17 protein-coding genes are annotated in these 22,838 nt (G+C 64.5%); 7 read left to right on the forward strand and 10 right to left on the reverse strand.

All coding sequences use genetic code 11. The features are described 5' to 3' along the window. Positions 1–134 precede the first annotated feature (134 nt). From VSR72_RS10580 to VSR72_RS10590, 3 genes are all read left to right on the forward strand, one after another. Positions 135–1,532, forward strand: a complete 1,398-nt coding sequence (locus VSR72_RS10580) for a hypothetical protein (RefSeq protein WP_342952320.1) — start codon at positions 135–137, stop codon at positions 1,530–1,532. Then, a complete protein-coding gene (locus VSR72_RS10585; protein ID WP_342952321.1) occupies positions 1,529–2,758 on the forward strand; it encodes a glycosyltransferase in 1,230 nt (409 codons plus the stop codon). The genes VSR72_RS10580 and VSR72_RS10585 overlap by 4 nt, the downstream gene beginning before the upstream one ends. A 285-nt stretch (positions 2,759–3,043) precedes the next feature. Beyond that, positions 3,044–4,192, forward strand: coding sequence for a polysaccharide biosynthesis/export family protein (locus VSR72_RS10590; RefSeq protein WP_342952322.1), 1,149 nt, complete (start codon positions 3,044–3,046; stop codon positions 4,190–4,192). A gap of 128 nt (positions 4,193–4,320) precedes the next feature. On the opposite strand, the gene VSR72_RS10595 is transcribed toward VSR72_RS10590, so the two are convergent. After that, positions 4,321–5,028, reverse strand: a complete 708-nt coding sequence (locus tag VSR72_RS10595) for a putative colanic acid biosynthesis acetyltransferase (protein WP_342952323.1) — start codon at positions 5,026–5,028, stop codon at positions 4,321–4,323. A gap of 250 nt (positions 5,029–5,278) precedes the next feature. On the opposite strand from VSR72_RS10595, the gene VSR72_RS10600 reads away from it, so the two are divergent. Continuing rightward, positions 5,279–5,917 (forward strand): hypothetical protein, encoded by a 639-nt coding sequence (locus tag VSR72_RS10600; RefSeq protein WP_342952324.1) that lies wholly within the window; start codon positions 5,279–5,281, stop codon positions 5,915–5,917. Positions 5,918–5,979: 62 nt separating this feature from the next. Here VSR72_RS10600 and VSR72_RS10605 read toward each other — a convergent pair whose 3' ends face one another. The 7 genes from VSR72_RS10605 to VSR72_RS10635 form a co-directional block, all read right to left on the reverse strand. Then, complete coding sequence (locus VSR72_RS10605) at positions 5,980–7,353, reverse strand: glycosyltransferase WbuB (RefSeq protein WP_342952325.1); 1,374 nt, start codon at positions 7,351–7,353, stop codon at positions 5,980–5,982. A gap of 189 nt (positions 7,354–7,542) precedes the next feature. After that, positions 7,543–8,502, reverse strand: coding sequence for a GDP-L-fucose synthase (locus VSR72_RS10610; RefSeq protein ID WP_342952326.1), 960 nt, complete (start codon positions 8,500–8,502; stop codon positions 7,543–7,545). Between the two features lie 4 nt (positions 8,503–8,506). Next, positions 8,507–9,625, reverse strand: a complete 1,119-nt coding sequence (gmd, locus tag VSR72_RS10615) for a GDP-mannose 4,6-dehydratase (protein ID WP_342952433.1) — start codon at positions 9,623–9,625, stop codon at positions 8,507–8,509. Between the two features lie 100 nt (positions 9,626–9,725). After that, positions 9,726–11,957 carry a polysaccharide biosynthesis tyrosine autokinase gene (locus VSR72_RS10620; RefSeq protein ID WP_342952327.1) on the reverse strand — a complete coding sequence of 744 codons (2,232 nt, stop codon included), beginning with the start codon at positions 11,955–11,957 and terminating at the stop codon, positions 9,726–9,728. Between the two features lie 57 nt (positions 11,958–12,014). Then, positions 12,015–13,406 carry an undecaprenyl-phosphate glucose phosphotransferase gene (locus VSR72_RS10625; RefSeq protein ID WP_342952328.1) on the reverse strand — a complete coding sequence of 464 codons (1,392 nt, stop codon included), beginning with the start codon at positions 13,404–13,406 and terminating at the stop codon, positions 12,015–12,017. 41 nt (positions 13,407–13,447) lie between these two features. Continuing rightward, positions 13,448–14,956, reverse strand: coding sequence for a mannose-1-phosphate guanylyltransferase/mannose-6-phosphate isomerase (locus VSR72_RS10630; protein ID WP_342952329.1), 1,509 nt, complete (start codon positions 14,954–14,956; stop codon positions 13,448–13,450). An 89-nt stretch (positions 14,957–15,045) separates the two neighbouring features. Next, complete coding sequence (locus tag VSR72_RS10635; RefSeq protein WP_342952330.1) at positions 15,046–16,050, reverse strand: helix-turn-helix domain-containing protein; 1,005 nt, start codon at positions 16,048–16,050, stop codon at positions 15,046–15,048. Between the two features lie 626 nt (positions 16,051–16,676). Here VSR72_RS10635 and VSR72_RS10640 point away from each other — a divergent pair. The 3 genes from VSR72_RS10640 to VSR72_RS10650 all read left to right on the forward strand — a co-directional run bounded on the left by VSR72_RS10640 (position 16,677) and on the right by VSR72_RS10650 (position 20,649). Beyond that, positions 16,677–18,656, forward strand: a complete 1,980-nt coding sequence (locus tag VSR72_RS10640) for a hypothetical protein (protein WP_342952331.1) — start codon at positions 16,677–16,679, stop codon at positions 18,654–18,656. 190 nt (positions 18,657–18,846) lie between these two features. After that, entirely contained in the window at positions 18,847–19,299 is a 453-nt protein-coding gene (locus VSR72_RS10645) for a GDP-mannose mannosyl hydrolase (protein ID WP_342952332.1), read from the forward strand. A gap of 345 nt (positions 19,300–19,644) precedes the next feature. Continuing rightward, positions 19,645–20,649 carry a helix-turn-helix domain-containing protein gene (locus VSR72_RS10650; protein WP_342952333.1) on the forward strand — a complete coding sequence of 335 codons (1,005 nt, stop codon included), beginning with the start codon at positions 19,645–19,647 and terminating at the stop codon, positions 20,647–20,649. Positions 20,650–20,760: 111 nt separating this feature from the next. Here the strand turns inward: VSR72_RS10650 and hmpA are convergent, their stop codons facing one another. Then, positions 20,761–21,963 (reverse strand): NO-inducible flavohemoprotein, encoded by a 1,203-nt coding sequence (gene hmpA / locus VSR72_RS10655; RefSeq protein ID WP_342952334.1) that lies wholly within the window; start codon positions 21,961–21,963, stop codon positions 20,761–20,763. 212 nt (positions 21,964–22,175) lie between these two features. Continuing rightward, a complete protein-coding gene (locus tag VSR72_RS10660) occupies positions 22,176–22,751 on the reverse strand; it encodes a cob(I)yrinic acid a,c-diamide adenosyltransferase (RefSeq protein WP_342952335.1) in 576 nt (191 codons plus the stop codon). Positions 22,752–22,838 lie beyond the last annotated feature (87 nt).

The following is a 22,838-nucleotide window of genomic DNA, read 5'->3' on the forward strand; positions in this document are numbered from 1 at the left end:
AACCCTGCCGCTTCCCGCCACGCACATGCGCAAGCCGCTTGCGGCGTTTTATATTGAATCGAGCCTTCGCTTGCGGCGCGCATGAATCTTGCGCAACGTATGCGACCCTATGCACCGCACCGGGAGAAACGCCGATGCGAAACAAACACGCTGCACTCTGGCTCTGGGTGTGTCTCGTGCCTCTCGCTTTCGACTACAAGGCACCGGACTCCCAGTTCGGCCACGGCGCGCAATGGCTGGCCGTCGTTCCGGCACTGGCAGGCGCGCTCATTCTTGCGATGATCGGCCCGCGCTTCGCGCGACCGATCCAGTTCCGCTCGTTCGTCACGGGTGCGCTGGTGGCGAGCCTCGTCGGCAGCCTGATTGCGCAAGTGTTGCAGCACAATCCGGTTGGCCAGTACCTGCGCGTGATACTGCCCTTCCTGCTGTTCGCACTCGGCTATTGGGCCATGTGCCGCCCGTGGCACATCGTTCGCATCATGCAGATGCAGCGCGCGCTTTATTACGCGAACGTGCTGTGCCTCGTGTTCACTTTCTTCTTCGGTTTGCTGGCCGTAGGCGGGCCGCTCGCCGACATTCGCTTTCGCATTGTCTCGCCGACGATGCTCGCGCTGCAGGCCATGCTGTTGCACCAGTTCATCGTCGCCCGGCGCTTCAACATGACGATGGTAATCGTGTTTCTTGGCACGTTGATCGTCGAATTGCTGAGCGTCACGCGTAGCCTGCTGATCGCAACCATCCTGCTCGCCATGTTCGCGGCGTGGCTCGCCTCGCCGTCGGTGAGCCATCTGATCAAGTCGTTTTTCCGCACGGCTATTGCGCTTTCGTTCGTCGTGGCGCTGGGCGTGGGGACAGCGTGGCTCTTCCCGTCCATCACGGAACACTGGACGCAGCGCGTGACGGCCGCGCAAAACGCAGAGTCCGACCGCGATCCGACCACGGTCACGCGTATTGCCGAGATGCGCGACCAGTACGACCAGGTCACCGAATCGGTGGAATCGGTATTGTTCGGCAAAGGTTATGGTCACCTCTACCGCTACTCGCCGATTTACTACCAGTACGTGAACCAGACGTTCAGCAAGGACGATTACTTCAACACCAGCGACTGGGTGGCGGGCCACAACTTCTGGGTGTATCAGCTCTACGCCGAAGGTATCGTTTTCGGCTTCTGCATGCCGCTCGCGGTGATTGTCGCGCTCATTGTCGCGGGCAACGCATTCAGGCGATGGCGCCGCATTGCGCCGCGTCACCCGCTGCTCATGCCGCTCAGCATGGCATTGCTCGTGCTCGCCGCGCTGCCTGGCGCGTCGATCGGCGGCAATCCGCTCGGCACGCGCTTCTCGGGCCTCGTGTACGGCCTCGCGCTCGGGCTGATTGTTTCGCTGTATTCGCAGCTTCATTACCGCATCGATCTTCAACGCAAGCGCCAGCGCCTGCAACCGTCCTACGGGCGCGAGCCTGCCTTCCGACCCACGGCGCCCGCGGCGGCGCCGGTGCCGCTCAACACGTATGCGACTCCGGAGCCCCGATGAAAATCCTGCACCTCGTGTCCACGGTCGACCCTCGCTCGGGAGGCCCGATTGAAGGCGTGCGCCAGAGCGGGCTCGCGATGACGGCGCTCGATCACCAGATCGAAGTGGCCTCGCTCGACCCGATCGACGCGCCTTACGTGCGCGAATTTCCGCTGCCGCTTCACGCTCTGGGTCCGGGCCGCGGCCACTACGGATACAACCCAGGCTACGTGCCGTGGCTGCGCGCGAACGCAAGGCGCTTCGACGCGGCGATCGTGCACGGGCTCTGGCAATACCACGGCTTCGGCGCGTGGCGCGCGCTGCGCCACGCCCAGGTGCCGTATTACGTGTACACGCACGGCATGCTCGACCCATGGTTCAAATCCACCTACCCGGTCAAGCATCTGAAGAAATGGGCTTACTGGCCTTGGGCCGATTTTCGCGTGCTGCGCGACGCCGCCGCCGTGATCTTCACGACCGACGAAGAACGACTGCTCGCGCGCGAATCGTTCTGGCTGTACCGCGCGAACGAGCGCGTCGTGCCGTTCGGCACCAATGCGCCGGGCGAGGACGCCCACACGCTGCGCGAAGCCTTCCTGCAAGAGTCGCCGCATCTGCGCAACAAGCGCATCGTGCTGTTCCTCGGGCGCCTGCATCCGAAGAAGGGTTGCGACGTGCTGGTTCACGCGTTCGCCGAGCATGCGCGCGAAACGCCGGATGCGCATCTGCTGATGGCCGGCCCCGACAAGGGCAACTGGCAGCCCGCGCTCCAGGCGATCGCGCAGTCGCACGGCATTGCGCACCGCATTAGCTGGCCTGGCATGCTGCAGGGCAACCTCAAGTGGGGCGCGTTCTTTGCAAGCGACGTGTTCGTGCTGCCCTCGCATCAGGAGAACTTCGGCGTTTCCGTGGCGGAAGCGCTGGCCTGCGGGTTGCCCGCGCTCGTCTCGGACAAGGTAGGCGTGTGGCGCGAGATCGACGAGGATGGCGCCGGTTTCGTCGCGCCCGACACGATCGCCGGCACGCAGCGCAACTTCGCGTCATGGCGCGCGCTCGACGAACCCGCGCGCGACGCGATGCGCGCGCAGGCGCGGCGCACGTTCGATGCGCGCTTCGCGATGGACGGCATGGTGCGCTCGCTGCTCGGCTTGTTGCAGGAACATCCGTCGCACGCTGGCGCACGATTTCGCCCAGAGCGCCCGATGAGCGCCGTGGCGCAGGGCGAGCCCGCGGAGCAAACCGAATAAGTGAAAAAGAGTCGATAAATAAAGGCATCAGACATCAGATAGCGGAAATGGTAGGGATTGGCAGGGGTGACGAGGCAACGCAGCTGAAGCGTAATAACGAGTCGAACGATGAGCCCGCGTTGCAATTTCGTGGCGATGTGCGAATCCTGTGAGCAAGGGGGCAACACTATGTTAAGCAGCACACCTGATTGTTCGGGCGGCGAGACCGCGCGTGTCACTGCAGCAACCGCAACGCAACGCGCGAGCAGTTTGCGCAGCTTATTGGCGAGCCGCGCACGGGCGGCCATGGCAACGATGGTCACCATGGCGGCGGCCACGGCACTGATTTCGGGCTGCGCGCTGTCACCCGGCATGTCGGCGCCATCGAGCGTCACACAGGCGAAGGCCGCAACCGACTCCGCGCGCTCGGGCGGCAAGGGCGATCAACCGCCGCCGGGCGCGCTCATCGAGATCAACAACGAGTTGGTCGCGAAGGAAGCCGCATCGAGACCGACGTCTGTCCCGGCCAACGTCGAGACGCTCTTCGGCACGCCCAAGCCTTACACGCTTGGGCCCGGCGACGTGCTGAGCATCGTCGTATGGGATCACCCCGAGATGAACCTGCCGACGAATGGCGGCGGCGGCGGCGGCGGCACGCAGGATCAGAGCGCGAGCCAGGTGCAGTCGGGCTATACCGTCGACTCGTCGGGTGCGATCCAGGTGGCCTACGTGGGTCCGATCCACGTGGCGGGGCTTACCGAAATGCAAGCCCGCGACCTGGTGTCGAAGAAGCTCGCCTATTACCTGAACAAGCCGCAGGTCACACTGCGCATCGAGTCGTATCGCAGCCGGCGCGTGTATGTGGATGGCGAAGTGCGCACGCCCGGCCTCATGGTGCTCAACGACATGACGATGTCGCTGCCCGAGGCGATCAACCGCGCGGGCGGCTTCACGGCATCGGGCGACCGCTCGCGGGTTAGCGTGACACGCAACGAGAAGACGATCATGGTGAACATCCCCGACATGATCAAGAAGGGCGTGAATCCGGACAAGATCCTGCTGCAAAACGGCGACCTCGTGCGCGTGTATTCGGCGAACGAAAGCCGCGTGTTCGTGCTGGGCGAAGTCGGACACCCTGGGCCCCTGCCATTCGATAACGGCCATCTCTCGCTGAACGACGCGCTAGGCAACGCAGGCGGCGTCAGCCAGGGTTCGGGCGACGCTTCGCAGGTGTACGTCGTGCGCGGGCAGAAGGAGGGGCACCGTCAGGTCTTCCACCTCGACGCCTCGTCGCCGGAAGCCATGGCCACGGCCGACGAGTTCGAGCTGCAGCCGAACGATGTCGTGTTCGTCGACGCCTCGGCGCTCGTAAAGTGGAGCCGCGTCATCAACCTGATCCTGCCGAGTACGCAGGCAGCCGCAGCGGGCCGGGCGGTGGGTTACGGCGGGTACTAGCCGGTTGGGGTTCGTATGAGTGACGAGCAGGCCTTCGGGCCTGCTCGTACCGTTTCTGGGAGGCACTTTTGAGGCGGTGTTGGGCCTCGGTCGAGGCGCGCGTGAGGTGGGCGCGAAGGCGCGCTGCGTTACTTGCGCTCCTTACCTTCGTCGAAGCGCCAGCGGATAAAGCGGCACGGATTGCCCCCATACACGCCGCCGGCTTCCAGCGAGCGATGCACGACCGAGAGCGGGGTGACGACCGCCGAGCGTCCGATCGTCACGCCCATTTGCACGACGCATTTCGACGAGACCCACGCGCCGTCCTCGATCACGATCGGCTCGACATGCAGGTCCATGTTCGTGCGCATGTCGTGCGATCCGGCGCTCAGAAACGCGCCCTGCGAAATGCAGACGTTCGAGCCGATGCGAATGGGCGCCTGGTTGTAGATCCACACGTCCACGCCGATCCAGCAGTTATCGCCCATTTCCAGGTTCCACGGCGCCTTCACGCGCATGGGGTGCACGAGGCGGCAACCCTCGCCGACCTTCGCGCCAAAGAGGCGCAGCAAGCCCACGCGCAGCGCGGAGAGCGGCAGCAGACGATTGTCGAGCACACAGGTCTCGACCAGATACCACGCTGCCTGCACGAGCTTGCCCCGGCGACCGACGTAGTTGCCCTTGCCCGCACGGCTCAAATCGATCACGCGGATTTCCGCGGCCTGAGTGCCTTGAGTACCTTGAGTACCTTGCGGCGGCACGCCCGCTGCGGGTGGCGCCTCGCCGGCCCCGTCCCTGCGCCCTGGCGCGCTGACGCCCCCTTTGAGGCGCCCTAAACCTTCGACCGCTTCCGTCATGAACGCTCCTTGCCCATCCGGGTCGGTTCCTGTTGGTGCCCTGCCTGAGCCCTGATTGTGCCCTGCTGGTTGCAGGCCCTGCCGCCCTTACAACGGGCCGCACCGAGCCGCGATTTCATTATCCGGCGCCCGCCACATCGACTCGCGCGCGTGGCCGACACGGCAGGGGTTTTGGCGCAGCGGGGCGACGCGGTGTGGGGCAACATGAAGGCTTGACGCCGCATGGTTCGCGGCGCGCGGGATCCATGCCATGTCCAGTTTTTATCGTCATCAGCTTGCGCCTTATGTCGTCGCCGCCGCGCTTCAGGCGGCGTGCGTCGCATGGCCGTGCGCAGCGTTTGCGCAAAATGCCCCCACCAGCGGCTCGTCCGCCAGGTCGAACGACTCGAGTTACCAGAGCGACCAGAGCGAAGGCCATACCTCCGCCGTGCAACGCCAGCAACTCGACGAACAGCGCCTGCTCGGCGGCCCGAGCATGTCGTCGGGCAGCCCGTACAGCGTGAGTCCGTACAGCAGCAACGGCGCCTCGCCGAGTGACGCGGAAGACGCGCTCACGAACGAAAAGCACATGCACGTCGTGCCGCCAGGGGATCACGCGGCGAGTGAGGCGAGCGCCATCGGCGGCAGGGACGGCGGAGCGAGCGCATCGAGCAGCGGCAGACGCGCCGCGAATCAAAGCAGGATCGGGTCGAACGGCAGGTCTCGCGCCGGCAACGCGGTGGCGAAGAGTTCGGCAGGCAGCGCGGCAGGTGGACATCGCTCGAGCGCCGGATACGACTATGGCGCGAGCGCAACCTCGCCGACCGCCCAGGTCTATGGCAGTCCGTATGGCAGCCCGTACGGATCGCCGAACCAGTCCAACTCGGAACTCTACAAGTCCCCCTGGTAACTTCCTTGCGCACGCGCTCCAGGGCTGCCCAAGGCCGCTAGCGCAGCCTTGGGCGACGTCCATCACACGTCGGACTGCTCGACCTCCGGCAACGTCGATCCGCCTTTACCCGTTTGTCTGGCCGCCTGCCGCCCGCCTTGCGGAGAAGAAGCGCCGCTTGCCGCGGGCTGCGGCTCGACTCGCGTCTGACCCGCCGGTTCGGCAGCCTCACCCGCGATCCCGGCCAGCCTCGCTTCGAGCACGTCGACGATCGCTTGCGGCGACAGCATGCGCTTTGCGTAGCGTCGCGCGGCGCGGCCCAGCTCGGCGCGCCGCGCAGGGTCGCCGGCCAGTTCGACGATCGCCGCCGCCAGCGCTTGCCCATCCTCGGGCGGCACCACGATCCCCTTGTTCGAGACCACATCGGACAGACTCGTGCCGGGCCGCGCCATGGCAACCACCGCACGGCCGCTCGCGAGCATGCCGGTGAGCTTCGAGGGCATCACGAGGTCGGCGGCGTCGTTGCGCTGCGGCAGCACGTGGATATCGGCCACGTTCAGCAGTTCGTTGAGCATCGACACCGGCTGCAGCGGCAGCACGTGACAATTCGAAAGCGGCTCGCAACGCGCCATGAGGTCTCGCCTGGCCGCGCCGTCGCCGCAGAAGACGAAGCTGATATCGGTGCGCGCGGCGAGCGCCGTGGCGACGTCCGCGAGAATTTCGATGCCCTGCTTCGCGCCCATGTTCCCCGAGTACAGCACGACGGTGTTCTCCTGCGGGATGCCGAGGCGCCGCCGGAACGCGCTCGGATACGGCAGCGGGAAGATCGCGTGGGTGTCCACCCAGTTCGGCAGGCACACGGCGCGCGAAGCGTCCACGCCCTTGTCGACGGCGCGCTCGACCATGCGCGCCGAAATCGACGAGACGACGTCGAAGCGTCGCAGCAGCCAGCGTTCGCCGGTGAGCGCCGCGCGCCCGAGACGCGAGCGCTGGCCGCCTTGCAGGAGCCCCAGATCGAACGCCGCATCGACTTCGAAGTCCTGAATATGCAGCCAGCTGCTCGCACCAGCGGCGCGCGCGAGCATGAGTGCGCCGGGCGCGCAAAAGAGCGTCGGCACGATCAGCATGACGGCCTGCGGCCGCCACGCCGCGAGCCGCGCGAGAAGCGGCAGCGACGAAAGCGCGAAGCTCGCCAGATGTACGATGCGTTTGAGTCCGCCCTGCTGGGAGGGCACCCACAGCGGCGCTCGCCACACGCTCACGCCGCGCAAGGTCTCACGTGAATACCGCCCCGCGCGATAGCCTTCGTGCACGTGCCACTGCGGGTAGTAAGGCGGCGCGCAGATCACGCGCACCTCGTGGCCGTGCGCCGCGAGCAGTTCCGCCATTTCGGCTGTGTATTTGCCGACGCCCGTCACTTCGGGCGCGTAATTCAGACCGTAGATCAGGATTCTCATTGCGTGGCTTCCGTCCCTGAGCTGCTAATGAGCTGCTTATATTCCGCTTTTCATCGTCTCGCGCGCCGTGCGAAAAAAAGCGGGCGTCGTGCATCCGGTCCGCGCACGACGCCCACCACCAACCAGACGCCTCTTCCCTTTCGCCCCTCGAGCCGATCGGTTAACAGCCATCGGTCCCGTCAGGCCACATCAAACCCGCATGCCCGCCTCGTACGCCGGCGCGGCATAGGTTTGAAGAAAGTCGTCGTAGGTGCGGGCGAGCCCCTCCTGGAGGCCAATGTGCGCGTGCCAGCCCAGATCGCCCAGGCGCGACACGTCGAGCAGCTTGCGCGGCGTGCCGTCGGGCTTGGTCGAATCGAATACCAGTTCGCCGTCGAAGCCCACGACGTCGCACACGCGCTGCGCGAGGTCGTGAATCGACAGGTCCTCGCCAACGCCGACGTTGTACACGCCATCGCCGGTCTCGTGCTCCAGCACGAAGATCGTCGCATCGGCGAGATCGTCCACGTGCAGGAACTCGCGGCGCGGCCTGCCCGAACCCCAGACAGTCAGCGTGCGCTGGCCGTTCCTGCGCGCCTCGTGCGCCTTGCGGATCAGCGCGGGCAGCACATGGCTGCTGCCGAGGTCGTAGTTGTCGTTGGGGCCGTACAGGTTGGTCGGCATGAGCGAGACGAAATGCGTGCCGTACTGGCGGTTGTACGCTTCGCAGAGCTTCAGGCCCGCGATCTTCGCGATCGCGTAGGCCTCGTTGGTCGGCTCGAGCGGCGAGGTCAGCAGATAGGTTTCGCGGATCGGCTGCGGACATTCGCGCGGATAGATGCACGACGAGCCGAAGAACACGAGGCGCTCCACGCCCGCGTTGTACGACGCGCGGATCACGTTGGTCTCGATCGCCAGGTTGTCCCAGGCAAACTGTGCGGGCTGCGTCGAGTTCGCGAGGATGCCGCCCACGCGCGCGGCCGCGAGCAGCACGGCGTCGATGGTCTCGCTTTCGAAAAAGTCATCGACGGCAGACTGGTCGGTGAGGTCCAGTTCAGCATGGGTGCGCATGACGAGGTTCCAGTAGCCATTCGCCTGCAACGCGCGCACGAGCGCCGAGCCCACCATGCCCCGGTGGCCGGCCACGAAGATTCGGGAGTTCTTGTCCATGCGTTCACTCGTGATGTTCGAGAGCCTGGAATCCGGCCAGTTTGACGAGCGCATCGCGCCGGGCGGCCTGATAGTCGGCTCGCACCATTTCCTTGACGAGCGACTGGAACGTCGTAACGGGCTTCCAGCCCAGTTTCTCCTGAGCCTTCGACGCGTCGCCGAGCAGCGTCTCGACCTCGGTCGGGCGGAAGTAGCGCGGGTCCACACGCACGATCACGTCGCCCGGTTCGAGGCGCATGTCGCGCGAACTCACATGGTCGACAATGCCGACTTCGTCCGCGCCGCTGCCCTCGAAACGCACGGTGATTCCCAGTTCCTCAGCGGCCGCACGCACGAAGTCGCGCACGCTGTACTGCACGCCCGTTGCGATCACGAAGTCTTCAGGTTGCTCCTGCTGGAGCATCCGCCATTGCATATCGACGTAATCTCGCGCGTGGCCCCAGTCGCGCATGGCGGAAAGGTTGCCGAGATACAACATCTTCTGAAGGCCGACCGCGATGCGCGCGATGGCGCGCGTGATCTTGCGCGTGACGAACGTCTCGCCGCGCTGCGGAGATTCGTGATTGAACAAGATGCCGTTGCACGCGTACATGCCATACGCCTCGCGGTAATTCACCGTGGTCCAGTACGCGAACAGCTTCGCCACCGCATACGGACTGCGCGGGTAGAACGGCGTGGTTTCGCGCTGGGGCACTTCCTGCACGAGCCCGTACAGTTCCGAGGTCGACGCCTGATAGAAGCGCGTTTTTTGCGTCAGTCCGAGAATGCGGATCGCCTCCAGAATGCGCAGCGTGCCGAGGCCATCCGCGTTGGCCGTGTACTCGGGTTCCTCGAACGACACCGCCACGTGGCTTTGCGCGGCGAGGTTATAGATTTCATCGGGTGCGACGCGCTGGATCACGCGCAACAACGCCGTGGAATCCGTCAGCTCGCCGTGATGCAGGTGTATGCCGGGTTCCGGGTCGTGCACATCGCGATACAGGTGATCGATGCGGTCCGTGTTGAAGAGCGACGAGCGCCGCTTGATGCCATGCACCTCGTAGCCTTTGTTCAATAGCAGTTCTGCCAGATACGAACCGTCCTGACCGGTGATACCGGTGATCAACGCAACCTTGCGAGCCATCGCCATCGTTCTCTCCTCGCGTGAGCGAAATGGGATTCGGTGGTTCCACTTTCCGCGGCGGCCCCCCGGCCGGCCGCGGAACTGCTGCTGCCCTGCTGCTCTACCCTGAAACGCTTTCGTAACCGTAGTACCCGCCGCGATACCCGCCGCCGATGAACGCGCCGGTCTTCGGCACGTCCGTGAGCAGCACGCCACGCAGATTCACGCCGCCAATGCGCAGACGCTTGACGGTTTCCTCGAGCTCCGAAATCGGGTGGCGGCCGTGGCGAATCGCGAGTAGCGTCGTGCCGGCGTAGCGTCCGATCACCGTCGAGTCGGTCACCGCAAGCACCGGCGGCGTGTCGACGATCACGAGGTCGTACTTCTTCCCCAGCTCTTCGAGCAGCGACTCGAAGCGCGGACTCATCAGCAACTCAGACGGATGCGAGTGCAGCGAGCCCTTCGCGAGCACGTCGAGCCCCGGCAGCACGTCATGCTGAATCGCGCGCTCGAGCTCCGCGCCGAGCAGCACGTCGGAGAGGCCCGGCTGGTGCACGATGCCGAAGTGCGAATGCACGTCGCCGCGACGCATGTCACCGTCGACGATCAGCACGCGCTTTTGCACCGACGCAACCAGGGCGGCCAGGTTGACCGAGAGGAACGACTTGCCGATGTCGGGGCGCGAGCCCGTGAGCATCACGATGTTGTTGCGCGCGTCGTTGAGCGTGAGTTGCAGCGAGGTGCGCAGGCTGCGCACGCCTTCCACCGCCACGTCCTGCGGGTTCTGCTGCGCGAGCACGTGCAGCCCGCGCCGGCGCGACGACACGTGGTGCTGCAGCCGCAGTTGTTGCGGGCTGCGCGGCACCACCGCGAAAACCGGCACGCCGAGCGCGGCTTCGAGTTCGTCCGGACGCTCCACGCCGCCGTACAGCGACTTGCGCACGAACGCGACAAGCACGCCCAGCACGAGACCCGCACCGATCGCAAGCGCGATCACGAGGAGCTTCTTCGGACGCACCGGGTCATCCGGCGCTTCGGCGAAGTCGACCACGCGCACGTCCCCAACCTGGCCCGCACGCGCCACGCGCAGTTGCTGCGCGCTGTTCAGGAGGCTCGTGTAAAGCTCCGTGCTCACGTGTACGTCGCGCAACAGGCGCACGGCGGACTGTTCCGTGTCCGGCAGTTGCGCTACGTTACGCGTGAGCTGCGATTGCGCGGATTGCAGCGTGCCGATCTGCGCGTCGAGCGCCTGAACGGCCGGGTGATGCTCGGTGAAACGCTGCGCGAGTTCCGCGCGTTGCTGGCGCAGGTCTTCGAGGCGGATCTTGTTGTCGCTCACCTGCTGCAGCAGCAGCCGGCTTTCTTCGCCGAGATCGACGGTGCCGTGCTCGTTACGGAACTTGTTGTACTTCTGCTCGGCTGCATCGACCTGCGAGCGCAGTTGCGGCAGTTGGTCGTCGAGGAATGCAAGCATGTGTTCCGCTTCGGCCGAACGGCTCGCGATGTCCTGCTTGATGAACTCGTGCGCCACGTTGTTCAGGATCGCGGCCGTCCTCTTGCTGTTATGGCCTTCGAGACTCGCGCGGATCACGCCGGACTGGAGCCCGACCTCCTGAATCTGTAGCGCATTCTCGAGCCGGTCGACGGTGGTGAGCGTCGACGCGCGTGTGAGCAGGAACGGCGTTCCGGGCGCGCCGCTCAAACTGTCCACGTGCAGCGAGATCGGTCCGACCGATGTGTTGGCGCTCACGTCCTCGCCCACACGGCCTTGCAGAAGCGGAATGCCGTCGGGGTCGCGCAGCGTGAACGTGTCGGGCTCTTCGCCGGCAACGATCGTGAAGTCGCGCTCGTACATCGCTTCCGGTGTATCGAAGCGCGACACCTTGATGTCGCCGCCGCCCCATGCGTAGCCGGACGGCCGCATGAACCCGGGCAGCTTCTGCGCCCAGGGCGAGCCGAGGATGCTGGAGAGCATGCCGCCAATCACCGGCATTTCGCGCGGCCGCGCCGAAATGTCGAGATGCAGCTTGCGCACGGTTTCCTCGGTTACGTTGCGCGACTTCAGCATTTCGATCACGCCGTTCGCGGTCGACTTCTCGTCGAACATGCCGGTGAGCGGCGGCAGGCTGCTGTCCTTCTTGGCGGCATCGCCCTTGTCGACGAGATGGAACAGCACGTCGGCGCGATAGGTCGGCGTGGCAAGGAATGCATAGGCCGTGCCCAGCAGCGTGACGGCGAGCGTCACGATTGCGATAGCGCGCCAGTTCGCGACCATCGTTTGCAGGTAGTCGCCTAGATATCGCTCATCGCCGGCTGCTGCGCCGTAGTAAGCGCCGTCATAGTTCATCGCCATCTTGCTTCTCCCGAAACCTGGTGTTGCTTGCTGGTGATGCTTGCCCCCCCGCCACGCTCAGTACGCGTTGCGGCCAACCAGCCCGTGAACGATCGTGGCCGCGATGATGCGCATATCGAGCCAGAACGACCAATGGCCGAGGTAATACAGATCGTGCGCTACGCGCATTTCCATCTTCTCGAGGTGATCGGTCTCGCCGCGAAATCCATTGACCTGCGCCCAGCCGGTAATGCCGGGCTTGATGCGATAGCGGTGGATGTAACCCTTCACCACGCTCTGATAAAGATCGTCGTGCTCGAGCGCATGCGGGCGCGGTCCGACCACCGACATGTCGCCGCGCAGCACGTTGTAGAACTGCGGCAATTCATCGAGGCTCGTGCGGCGCAGGAACGCGCCGAGACGCGTCACGCGCGGGTCGTCGCGCTTCGCCTGGCTCACCGTGCCCGGCGCTTCCTTGTGCTCGCGCATCGTGCGGAACTTGTAGATCGTGAACACGCGGCCATCGGCGCCCTTGCGGCGCTGCCTGAACAACACCGGCCCCGGCGACGAAAACTTCACCGCAACGGCAATGCCGATGAGAAGCGGCATGAGGCTCACGAGCGCAAGCGCCGCGAAGACCCGGTCGAACATGGCCTTCTTGAATTGCGCGCTCGCAGGCAGCGGCGAGGCGACGAGGTTGATTGCGGGCACGCCGAGCAACTCGATCACCGTGCTGGTGTCGAACAGCGCGAGCGAGCGCACGTCCGGAATGAAGCGGATGTTCACGAGGTCGTTGCGAAACTCGCTGACTAGCCGCACCACGGTGCGCTCCTCGGCCAGCGAAAGGGCGAGCCACAATTCGTGCACGTCATGCTCGCGGATGTACTGCGCGAGCGCCTCGATCGTGTCGTACACGGGGGCGTCTTTCTCGCTCGCGGGCCGCGCCGATTGCGGCATCGTGTTGAAGAGCACGCTCGCGCGAAAGCCCGAGCCCGGCTCCGCATCGATGCGCCGCACAATCTCGTCGCACTGCGACGCGGAACCCGCAATCGCGACCTGATGAAGATTCATGCCCGCGCGCCGCATGTGCGCAAGCACGCCGTGCGCAAAGAAGCGCCACGTAATGAGCAAGCCACCTGCAAGCGCCGTCCAGTAAGCGAACCACAGGCGCGAAACGACGTCGACATGATGCATGGTTGAGTACATCGAGATCAGCGCGCAGCCCTGAACCACGAGCCAGGCAAGCGACACCTGGCCCGCGAGCAGCGCCTTGGAGCGGCCGCGCCACGACTGGTAAAGCTCGAACGCCGGAAAGATCACGAGCGCGAAGGCCGCCGAGAGCAGCACGAAGGCCTCGTTCACGCCACGCGGCACAACATCTTCGAAACGGATCTCCGAAGCCACGCTTGCGCCAATCATTACGGCAGATACGTCGAGCACTCTCGCCATCAGATTTTGTAGCTCGCGCATGTTTTCTCCCTTTTTTCTCCCTGCAGGCCGTGCCGCTGCCCTCAACCGCAGCGGCCGTACGTATCGTCGAGACGGACGATGTCGTCCTCTCCCAAATACGCTCCCGACTGCACCTCGATGATTTCGAGTGGCACCTTGCCCGGGTTTTCCAGCCGGTGGCGCACACCAAGCGGAATATAAGTGGACTCGTTTTCCGTCATAAGAAAGGATTCCTCACCACGTGTGACGAGCGCGGTACCGCGCACGACCGTCCAGTGTTCTGCGCGATGGTGATGCAGTTGTAACGAGAGCCGCGCGCCCGGTGTAACAACGATGCGCTTGACCTGGAAGCGCTCGCCCGAATCGATCGAATCGTAGAAGCCCCACGGGCGCTGCACCTTGCGATGCGAATCCGCCTCGGGCGCATGGGCCGCCTTGATGCGCGCGACGAGCCCCTTCACGTCCTGCACTTTCGAGCGGTCTGCGACGAGCACCGCGTCGGCGGTCTCGACCACGACGAGGTTAGACGTACCCACGCAAGCCACGAGCCTGCCGTCGGAATGCGCGTAGGTTGCGACCGCGCCTTCGAACACCACGCGCCCGCGTCCCACGTTGCCGTCTTCGTCCTTTTCCATCGCGGCCCACACGGCGTCCCACGAGCCGAGGTCGGACCAGCCGGCATCGAGCGCGACCACCACGCCCTCGGGCGTCCAGCCGTTGCTGGCCGATAGCCGCTCCATGACCGCGTAGTCGATCGAATCGGACGGCGCACGCTTGAACGCATCCGCGGCCGGACGGAACACGGGGCCGTCCTGCTCGCCATCGACGAAAGCGGCAAGGCAAGCTGCATGCATGTCGGGCTGCAGTGCGCGCAGAGAGTCGAGCCAGACGCTCGCGCGCATCACGAAGATGCCGCTGTTCCACCAGTAGCCACCCTGCGCGATGTACTGCGTGGCGAGTTCGGGGGCGGGCTTTTCAACGAAGCCGTCGATACGGTGCGCGCCGTCGGCAATCGCCTCGCCCACGCGGATGTAACCAAACCCCGTTTCGGGCGAACGCGGTGGCACGCCCAGCGTAACGATCGCCCCGCGCTGCGCATGGCGGGCGGCGCATTCGAGCGCGCGCTGCAGGGCTTCCGTGTCGGCGATCGCATGATCCGAAGGCATCACGATGAGAATCGCGTCGTCGCCGTTCGCGCACGCAAGCGCTGCGCCGAGCGTGAGCGCCGGCGCCGTGTCGCGCCGCGCCGGCTCGACCACGAGCCGCGCATCCATGCCGCACGCACGCAACTGATCGACGATCACGAAGCGGTGTTCTTCACCACATACGACGATTGGCGAACTCGCAACCTCCCACTCGGACGAAAAGCCGTCGAGGCGGTGCACCGTTGCCTGCAGCAGCGTATCGCTGCCCACCACACCAATTAGCTGCTTAGGGAAATGCTCGCGCGACATGGGCCACAAACGCGTACCGGAACCGCCCGCCAGCACGAGCGGCACGATACGCGTGCACGCTGCGGCTTCGACACGGGCCTGACCTTGTCCCTCATGAATCGATGACCTTTCATTCATCTTCGGACTCCTTCATATCGGGCAGGATCACCTCGGCTCGCGAATAGCGACCCCGTTTGTAACGAAGTGCGACCGTTGTTACCGCGGCGTTACGAGACGGCTACGCCGGCCTCGCGGCGGCTTTGCTCGCGGTATTCGGTGGGCGAAATCATCATGCGTTTGCGAAAGATCTTGGCGAGGCGGTCGCCATTGCCCATGCCGGTGCGGCGCGCGATCTTGTCGACCGGCAATTCCGAATCGGTGAGCAGGCTGCAGGTAATGGCCAGGCGTGCATGCAGCAAGTAATCGGATGGCGTGATGCCCATCTCCAGCTTGAAGCGGCGTAGAAAGTTACGCTCGCTCATCGCGGCGACCTGTGCAGCGTCCGCTATCGAAATCGCGCGCTGACAGTTTTCCTGCAGCCAACGCGCCGCTGCGCGCACTTTGTCAGCCGGTGCGCTGCCAAGCGCGTCGCCGAGAAACGGCAACAGGTTGCCGCCCGAATCGGGCATGAGCCGCTCCGTCACCGCGCGCGCAACGTCCACGCCCAGATCGCGCTTGACGAGCGTGAGCGCGCTCTTCATCGACTCGAGCCGGTCGCCGGCGTCGCCGCCCGCTTCCTCGCGTCCCGTCTGCATCGCATACGAGCCGAACTCGTGCTGGGTGCGCTGGCCGCACAGACTCGCTGCCTCGAGCAATGAACGCCCTTCACCAATCGGACGAATCGTGCCGGTGTTCGCATGCACGCGACGCAGCCATGCGACGAGACGCTCGTCGTTAGCGGCCGCAAAGGCGCCCTTTCCGCCCGCCACGAACAGCGCGTCGAAGCCGACGTAGTGGCGTGCATCGAGTCCGTCAGTCCAGACCCGTACCGATGACGAACACGTCACATTGCCGCCATCGGCTGAAAGGATGCTTACATCGTAAGGAGCGCTGCGAGCGGTGTCTGTCGAGAGTTCGTTCGCTACATGAAACACTTCAGCCACAATACCGGCGCCGAGCAGCGAACAACCATCGAACAGCAGAATTGCGATGTGACGCACCTCTCGACTGATGCCCGCGGTAACCAGGTGCGGGCGACTGAACGACGGCAAATCCAGACTTGCGTACGCCATGCTTTTCCCCTAAACAATCCCCCGTACAAAGCGAAAAGTCCCGGTAATAGCATTTCGATAGCATTCCATGTGCAGTGCATCATAGGCAGAGAAAAATTCCCGCAACGACGACTGACCGAAACTGGCGAGACATTGGCGCATTTAGTCCGGTCGAGGACCGATTAGAGGTTTAAGCGCCAACTCAAATGACAAAAAGCAAACCGCGTGAAAGGCAATTCGTTCGATTACATCGAATGGGCAAAAGTGCCAGATAATCGTTACAGGCAGGTATTTTCGCCTTTGTTACGACAAAATCATTCGACGCTTTCCGATCGATGCGTACGCATGGGATGGAAGCGAAGCGACAATAAAAGACTGCAAGTCTATTCGTCTGATTAAATGATGTTTAAGAAGCTTTGCGCTCCAAATTCGAGCATTCGAAGCGCATTTTAAACCTGTTAAATCCTGTTTGCGCTGCACAATAAAAAAATTCACAAAAAGCCGCTTTATATGATTGGGCTCCGAGAGCACTGCACAACTCCCGCGCCGGGCTTCGAGGGAAAATTGCGCGAAAAGCCTGGAGGCTGGCGTCAAATGACTTGCTCGAACAACTAGTCTTACCCTTTCATGCTGTGAGGAAACCGCTAATGACATTGCGCCCAGCCCTTGCATCCGCTCTCGCACACCCTCCTGCCGCGCGCGGCTCGCGCGCTTTTTCACGCGTGCCGGCCGCAACGCTCGCGCTTGGCATGCTCGGCGTGCTGCTGCCGGCAATGCATTGCCGCGCCGCAGACGCGCCCGTTTGCAGGAGCGTCGCCGGCAGTGCCGCAACTGAGGGCGGCAATGACGACGTCATCTCGGCGGATACGCCCGGCAGCGACGGCACGCGCCTCTTTGCGCGCGGCAAAGGTGTCCGTATCGTCGTAACTACGAATGCCGCGCACGACGACAAGGTGCACTGGCAGATCGCCGACACGTGGAACCGCCCGCAAGCAAGCGGCACTTTCCCGGTGGCGGGGGGCCCGCGCGTCACGTGGCTCGCCTGCACGATGCTCCCGGCAGGCTACTTCGCGTTTTCGGCGTCGCTGGCTTCGCAGCCTTCTACGGGTTTGCCCCAGCGCGGTACGCGGCCCGCTGGCATCACCACTTTCGGCGTGCTGCCCGACGTGAGCGCAGCACTTCCCGCACCCACCTTCGCGCGCCAGGACCTGCACCGCTTCGGCGGACAAGGCTCCGCATATATTGCGCCCGGACAGCACTGCTGCGGTGGCGATGGCTTGCGGCCGCTCTATACGAACCTCGGCCTTGCGTGGGCCAACGACAAACGCGGCTGGTATGTCATGGAGCCGAAAGGTCCCAACACGTTCGACGCCGCCGCTTCCCAGCTCGATCTGCAGTTCAAGCCCGGCGACATCATGCGCTTGATCACGCTCGACGGCTTTCCTGGGTGGGCGAGTCCGGAAGGCAAGGAAACGCACAGCTATCTACCTTCTTCATTGGCGAAGTTGCGCGATTACATGGCACGTGTAGGCACGGAATCCGCACGCATCCGCGCGCGCGTCTTCCCGCGCCAGGCGCACAACTACTATCAGGTCACATGGGAACCCGATAAGGACGGTGGGCTGCCGTGGAAAGACTCGGACGCTAATTTCGTCGATCTCTACAAGACTGTCTACGAAGGGATCCACTCCACCGACCCGTCGGCGATCGTGATGGGTCCAACCTATGCCGGCGTGCAGGGCAACACGGAGTGGCTCAAGAAGTTCGCACCGCTTGGCATTGCTAAATATCTCGATGGCGTGACGATCCACGGCTACTACGATTTCGGCACGAGCCCTTCGCATCCGCCGGAGCGTTTGTACGGTGCGCCAGAGAAAGGCACGCTTTCGCTGCCCGAAGCCATGCGCGAGCTGCGCGCGACAATGCGCGACGTGCTCAAGCCGGGCGCCCCGCTCTTCGTGACCGAAACCGGTATTAGTTACGACATCGGTACGAACTACGCGGCCAACTATCCCGATGCGCAAACGCTCTATGCGCAGGCGGCGGTCGTGGCGCGCGCGCATCTGATCTTGCTCGGCGAAGGCGCGGACACCACGTTCATCTTCTATGGGGCGGACATGCCGGAGACGACGCCCGGCTACGGCGTGTTCTTCGAACTCGAGCATCCGAAGGGCATGTACGGCGCGTCGAACATCAGTCCGAAGCCGGCCGCGCTCGCGGTCGCGACCATGACGCGGCTAATCGACGGTACGTATACAGTCGGGCCGCTGCGCGGCACGCCCGCGGGTGTCTACGCTTATGCGTTCGCGCGGCCGGGCAGCAAGGACAGTAAGGGTGGCGGCAAGGTGATCACGGCGCTGTGGAGCCACGTCAACGCGCGCTGGAGCGCGAAGACCGGCTTCGATGCAACGCGGGCGACGAACTACACGCTTCAGGTAGACGCGCGCGGGCGCTCGGGCCAGGTGAGCGTGTTCGACATGATGGGCAACCCGTCCACGATGACTTACAACGATGGCATGCTCCCGCTGCGTCTGACCGAATCGCCCGTCTATGTGGTGTCGGACAACGCCGATGTGGCCAGATCGACTGCCATCACGCCCGCGGGCTACGTGGCGCCGAAGCCTTGAGCGCATGGGCAAGCACTAACATCTTGGCCCACGATAGCGAGACTTAGGCGGCTCTAGACAGTGCAACGCGATTTTGGGCCGCCTAGACTGCTCTTGAACGTGCCGTGTGCCTCGCACGCGACGTGTGCGCACCGACTGCGCTTCGGACCATCTAATCGACACGACCGACACCCCGCGGATACGCTCGTCCATGCTCTCACCTACAGAATTCCTGGAGGTGGTGCGGCTCGCACCGCTCGTCGCGATCGACCTGATCGTCACCGACGCCGACGGCCGCGTGCTCCTGGGCCAGCGGCGCAACCGCCCCGCGCGGGGCACCTGGTTCGTCCCAGGCGGACGCATCCGCAAGGACGAACGGCTAGACGCCGCGTTCACCCGCATCGTCGAAACAGAGCTGGGCATCGCGAGCATGCAGCGCTCCTCGGCGCGCTTCGTCGGTGTATACGAGCATCACTATCCCGACAACTTCGCGGCGGAGAACGGTATCGGCACGCACTACGTCGTGCTCGCCTATGCGCTCATGCTGGATAGCGCGGTGCCCGTCGGGCGCTTCGACCAGCATAGCCAGTACGCGTGGCTCTGGCCCGAAGAGCTACTCGCGCGCGACGACGTGCACAAGAATACGAAACAATATTTTTGCTAAAAGCTCGCGAGTGCCAGTCGCGCCCACGCGCTTTGCGTTGCCCGCGTGGCTTTCGTGAAGCTCACGCGTGACGCGCGCGTTCGCCCTCTTGCGCTCCGCAAAGGCCGCTTGCAACACGCGACCGAGGCCAAATCAGGGGCGAGCCACCCTACCAGCCCATACCGAGCCATTCTGCCAACTTCTCGGCATTTTCAGACTGCGCCGTGCGTCAGCGGCTCACCGGCCTATCATGAATCCCGAGAGCGTGATGTGACCGCATGTAACAGCCCCACTCAGCCGGATGAGGGCACGCGGCGCAAAAACGCAACGTACTCCTGCGAATCCTTTCTGCGCGAGGAACCGGCCATGTACATCGATCGAGTGGTCTGCCGGCAAGCCGTTTTCCAGCCGCGCGGCGCTCATTTGAAGCTCGGACACGTGGCCAAACGCATAGGCATCCTGGTTTTCGAGGGCTTCCCGCTCGGGGACGTGACCTTGCTCGCCGATGTGTTTCGTCTCGCGAACGATGCCTGCGCCGACACGCTTCCTGCTTATTCGGTCGTGATGCTCTCCGAGCCTGGCGGCAACGTAGCCAGCGGCTGCGGCCTGCGGATATGGTCCGAAAGCCTGCATGGCCCGCTGCGCAGCGGCTTCGATACACTTTTCATCGCTGGCGGCCCAGGCGCGATCCAGGCGCGCGACAATGCGCGGCTCATCACGCGGCTGCAGACGCTCGCACCGAAAGTGCGCATCATCCGCGCGCTCGGCGAGGGACGCGCCGTGCTCGCCGCCGCCGATGTGCCCTTCCTGCGCACGGGCGGCAGTACGGCAAACTCGGCGCAGCGGCTGCGCCGCGCGCTGGAAGCGCGCAACGCCGGCGCTTCGGTCGTGGCGCCTTCCGAGGCGCTCGTCGCCGCGCTCAAGGTCGTCAAGCGCAATCACGGTGTGGCGCTTGCGCAGCGCGTTTCCGAGGACTCGATGCCGGGTTCGTGGGAACGGCTCGGCCCCATGCTCGACGATGGCGAGGCGGACAGCGCGAATGGCAAGATCAGCTCGGCCGCGCACTGGCTGCGCGAAAACTACCATCAGCCGATCTCGGTCGCCGATGCGGCGCGCGTCGCACAGATGAGCATGCGAAACTTCCTGCGCCACTTCAAGACGCAAACGGGCCTCACGCCGTCCGAATATCTGCTGCGCACGCGGCTCGATGCGAGTTGCCTTTTGCTCGCGCAAACCAATCTGCCCATCGACGAGATCGCGCAACGCTGCGGCGTGCCGCGCGGCGAGCGCCTCGCGCGGATCTTCCGGCGCAGGCTCTCGATATCGCCATCGGGATATCGCGCCGTGAACCGACGAGCTTCGAACGAGTGACACCGGTTGCAATTCGATACACGATTTACGGCCGCACACGAAAAAACGCCGCGCATTCGCGCGGCGTTTTTATCATTCGGTGTACTGAGTATGCAACGTCAGTGCGCAGCGTTACAGCATGCCGGAGCCGAAGATCTCCGTGTGGATGCACGAGGCATCGACGCCGCGGGCGATGAGCGCCTCGCGCTGCTCGCGCATGAACGCCACAGGGCCGCACAGGTAGTAGTCGGCGTCGGGCAGCAGCACGTCGGCTTCGATACGGCCGATATCGATGCGCCCTTCGAAGTCATGGTCCACGCCCTGGCGATCGTTTGCGCCGACTTCTTCGTAGAACACCGCACGCTTGACGTTCGGGTGCTCGGAAACAGCGTGACGCAGAAAGTCGCGGAATGCGTGCACCTTCGCGTTGCGGCACGCATGCACGAAGGTCACCTGGCGCTCGCTGCGCTCAGCGATCAGCGTGGAGAGCATCGACTTCATCGGCGTGATGCCCACGCCGCCGCTCATCAGCACGACGGGCGTGCTCTTCTTGCGATCGAGCGTGAACTCGCCCATCGGCGCGCTCACGTGCACCACGGTGCCTTCTGCCACGCCGTCATGCATGAGGTTCGACACGTGGCCCGGCAGCGCTTCGCCGCGGCCCGCCTCGCGCTTCACCGAGATGCGCAGCCACTTGCCGTGGGGCGCGTCCGAGAGGCTGTACTGACGCGGCTGATCCACGCCGAGCTTGTCGACGAAGCGCGTCACGCTCACGTACTGGCCCGGCTCGAAGCCGCCCGCGGATGCACCGTCGGCCGGCGCGAGATAGAACGAAGTGATCTCGTCGCTTTCGACTTGCTTGCGCATCACCTTGAACGGACGGAAGCCGCTCCACGAAGCGCCCTCGTACAACTTCGCCTCGGTGCCGATCATGATGTTCGCGAGTTGCTCGTAGGCGACGGTCCAGGCGTCGAGCGTGGGCTGGTCCACGGCGTCGCCGAGCACGTCCACGACTGCGCCGAGCAGATGGCGGCCAACGATCGGATAGTGCTCCGGACGGATGTTCAGGCTCGCGTGCTTGTGCGCGATGTGCGTGACCGCGCCGCCGAGCGCGCCCAGATTGTCGATGTTCGCCGCGTACGCGTAGACCGCGCGAGCGAGCGTTTCGGGCTGGCTGCCGCTTTGCTGGTGCGTCTGGTTGAAGATGTTCTTGAGCTCGGGGTGCGCGGCGAACATCCGCTTGTAGAAATGCTTGGTGATGGTGGCGCCGTGCTCGGCGAAAACGGGCGCAGTGGCCTTCACGCGGGCCATCTGGTCGGCGGTGAGCGCAGTCATTTGCGGCTTCTCCTTGGTAAAGATGCACACAAGATACATCTTTAATGCGACAGCCCGACCCAGGCATTTTGTCGCACCCCAGCAATTTCCGGATTGCGCGAGGCGCGAACGCGCGGCGGATGGCTTTACGGCGAGCTTCGGTGACGCTTTTGCGATGCGGGAAGCAGTCTCTTTCGGGCGACGGTGGGGCGCGCTCGGGCCCCAGTTATGTTTTACGCGCCCTTGCCCGCGCCGCGGTCGTGCCGCCAGAGCACGTCGCTGCCGCCCGCGGCGCGGTTGAGCACCCGCGCGAGGACAAACAGGAGATCGGAGAGCCGGTTGACGTAGCGGCGCGGCGTATCGGCGAGCGGCGGCCCTGAGTTCGGTGCGGCGCCCAGTGCGACGACCGCGCGTTCAGCGCGGCGGCATACGGTGCGGCACACATGGGCGAGCGCCGCCGCCCGCGAGCCGCCTGGCAGGATGAATTCCCTGAGCGGCGGCAGCGTACCGTTGTAATGCGCGAGCCAGGCGTCGAGTCGCGCGAGGTGTTCGTCGGTCACGAGCGTGTGGCCCGGTATGCACAGCTCGCCGCCCAGATCGAACAGGTCGTGCTGGATGGCAACGAGCGCGTCGCGTACGTCGTCGGGAAGCGTTTCGCAGAGCAATACGCCGATCTGCGAATTGAGTTCGTCGACGTCGCCGATCGCCGCGATGCGCGCGTCGTCCTTGCGCACGCGGCTGCCGTCGCCAAGTCCGGTCGAGCCGTCGTCGCCGGTGCGCGTTGCGATCTTGCTCAGGCGATTGCCCATGTTGTGCTCTCCGAGGATGAAAATTCGCGCTGGTCGCGCATGATGCGCGCCCACACCCGGCGGCCATTATAGATTTCGTGCACCGCA

Origin of the sequence: Paraburkholderia sp. JHI869 (genome assembly GCF_038900775.1) — a bacterium.
Taxonomy (GTDB): Bacteria; Pseudomonadota; Gammaproteobacteria; order Burkholderiales; family Burkholderiaceae; genus Paraburkholderia.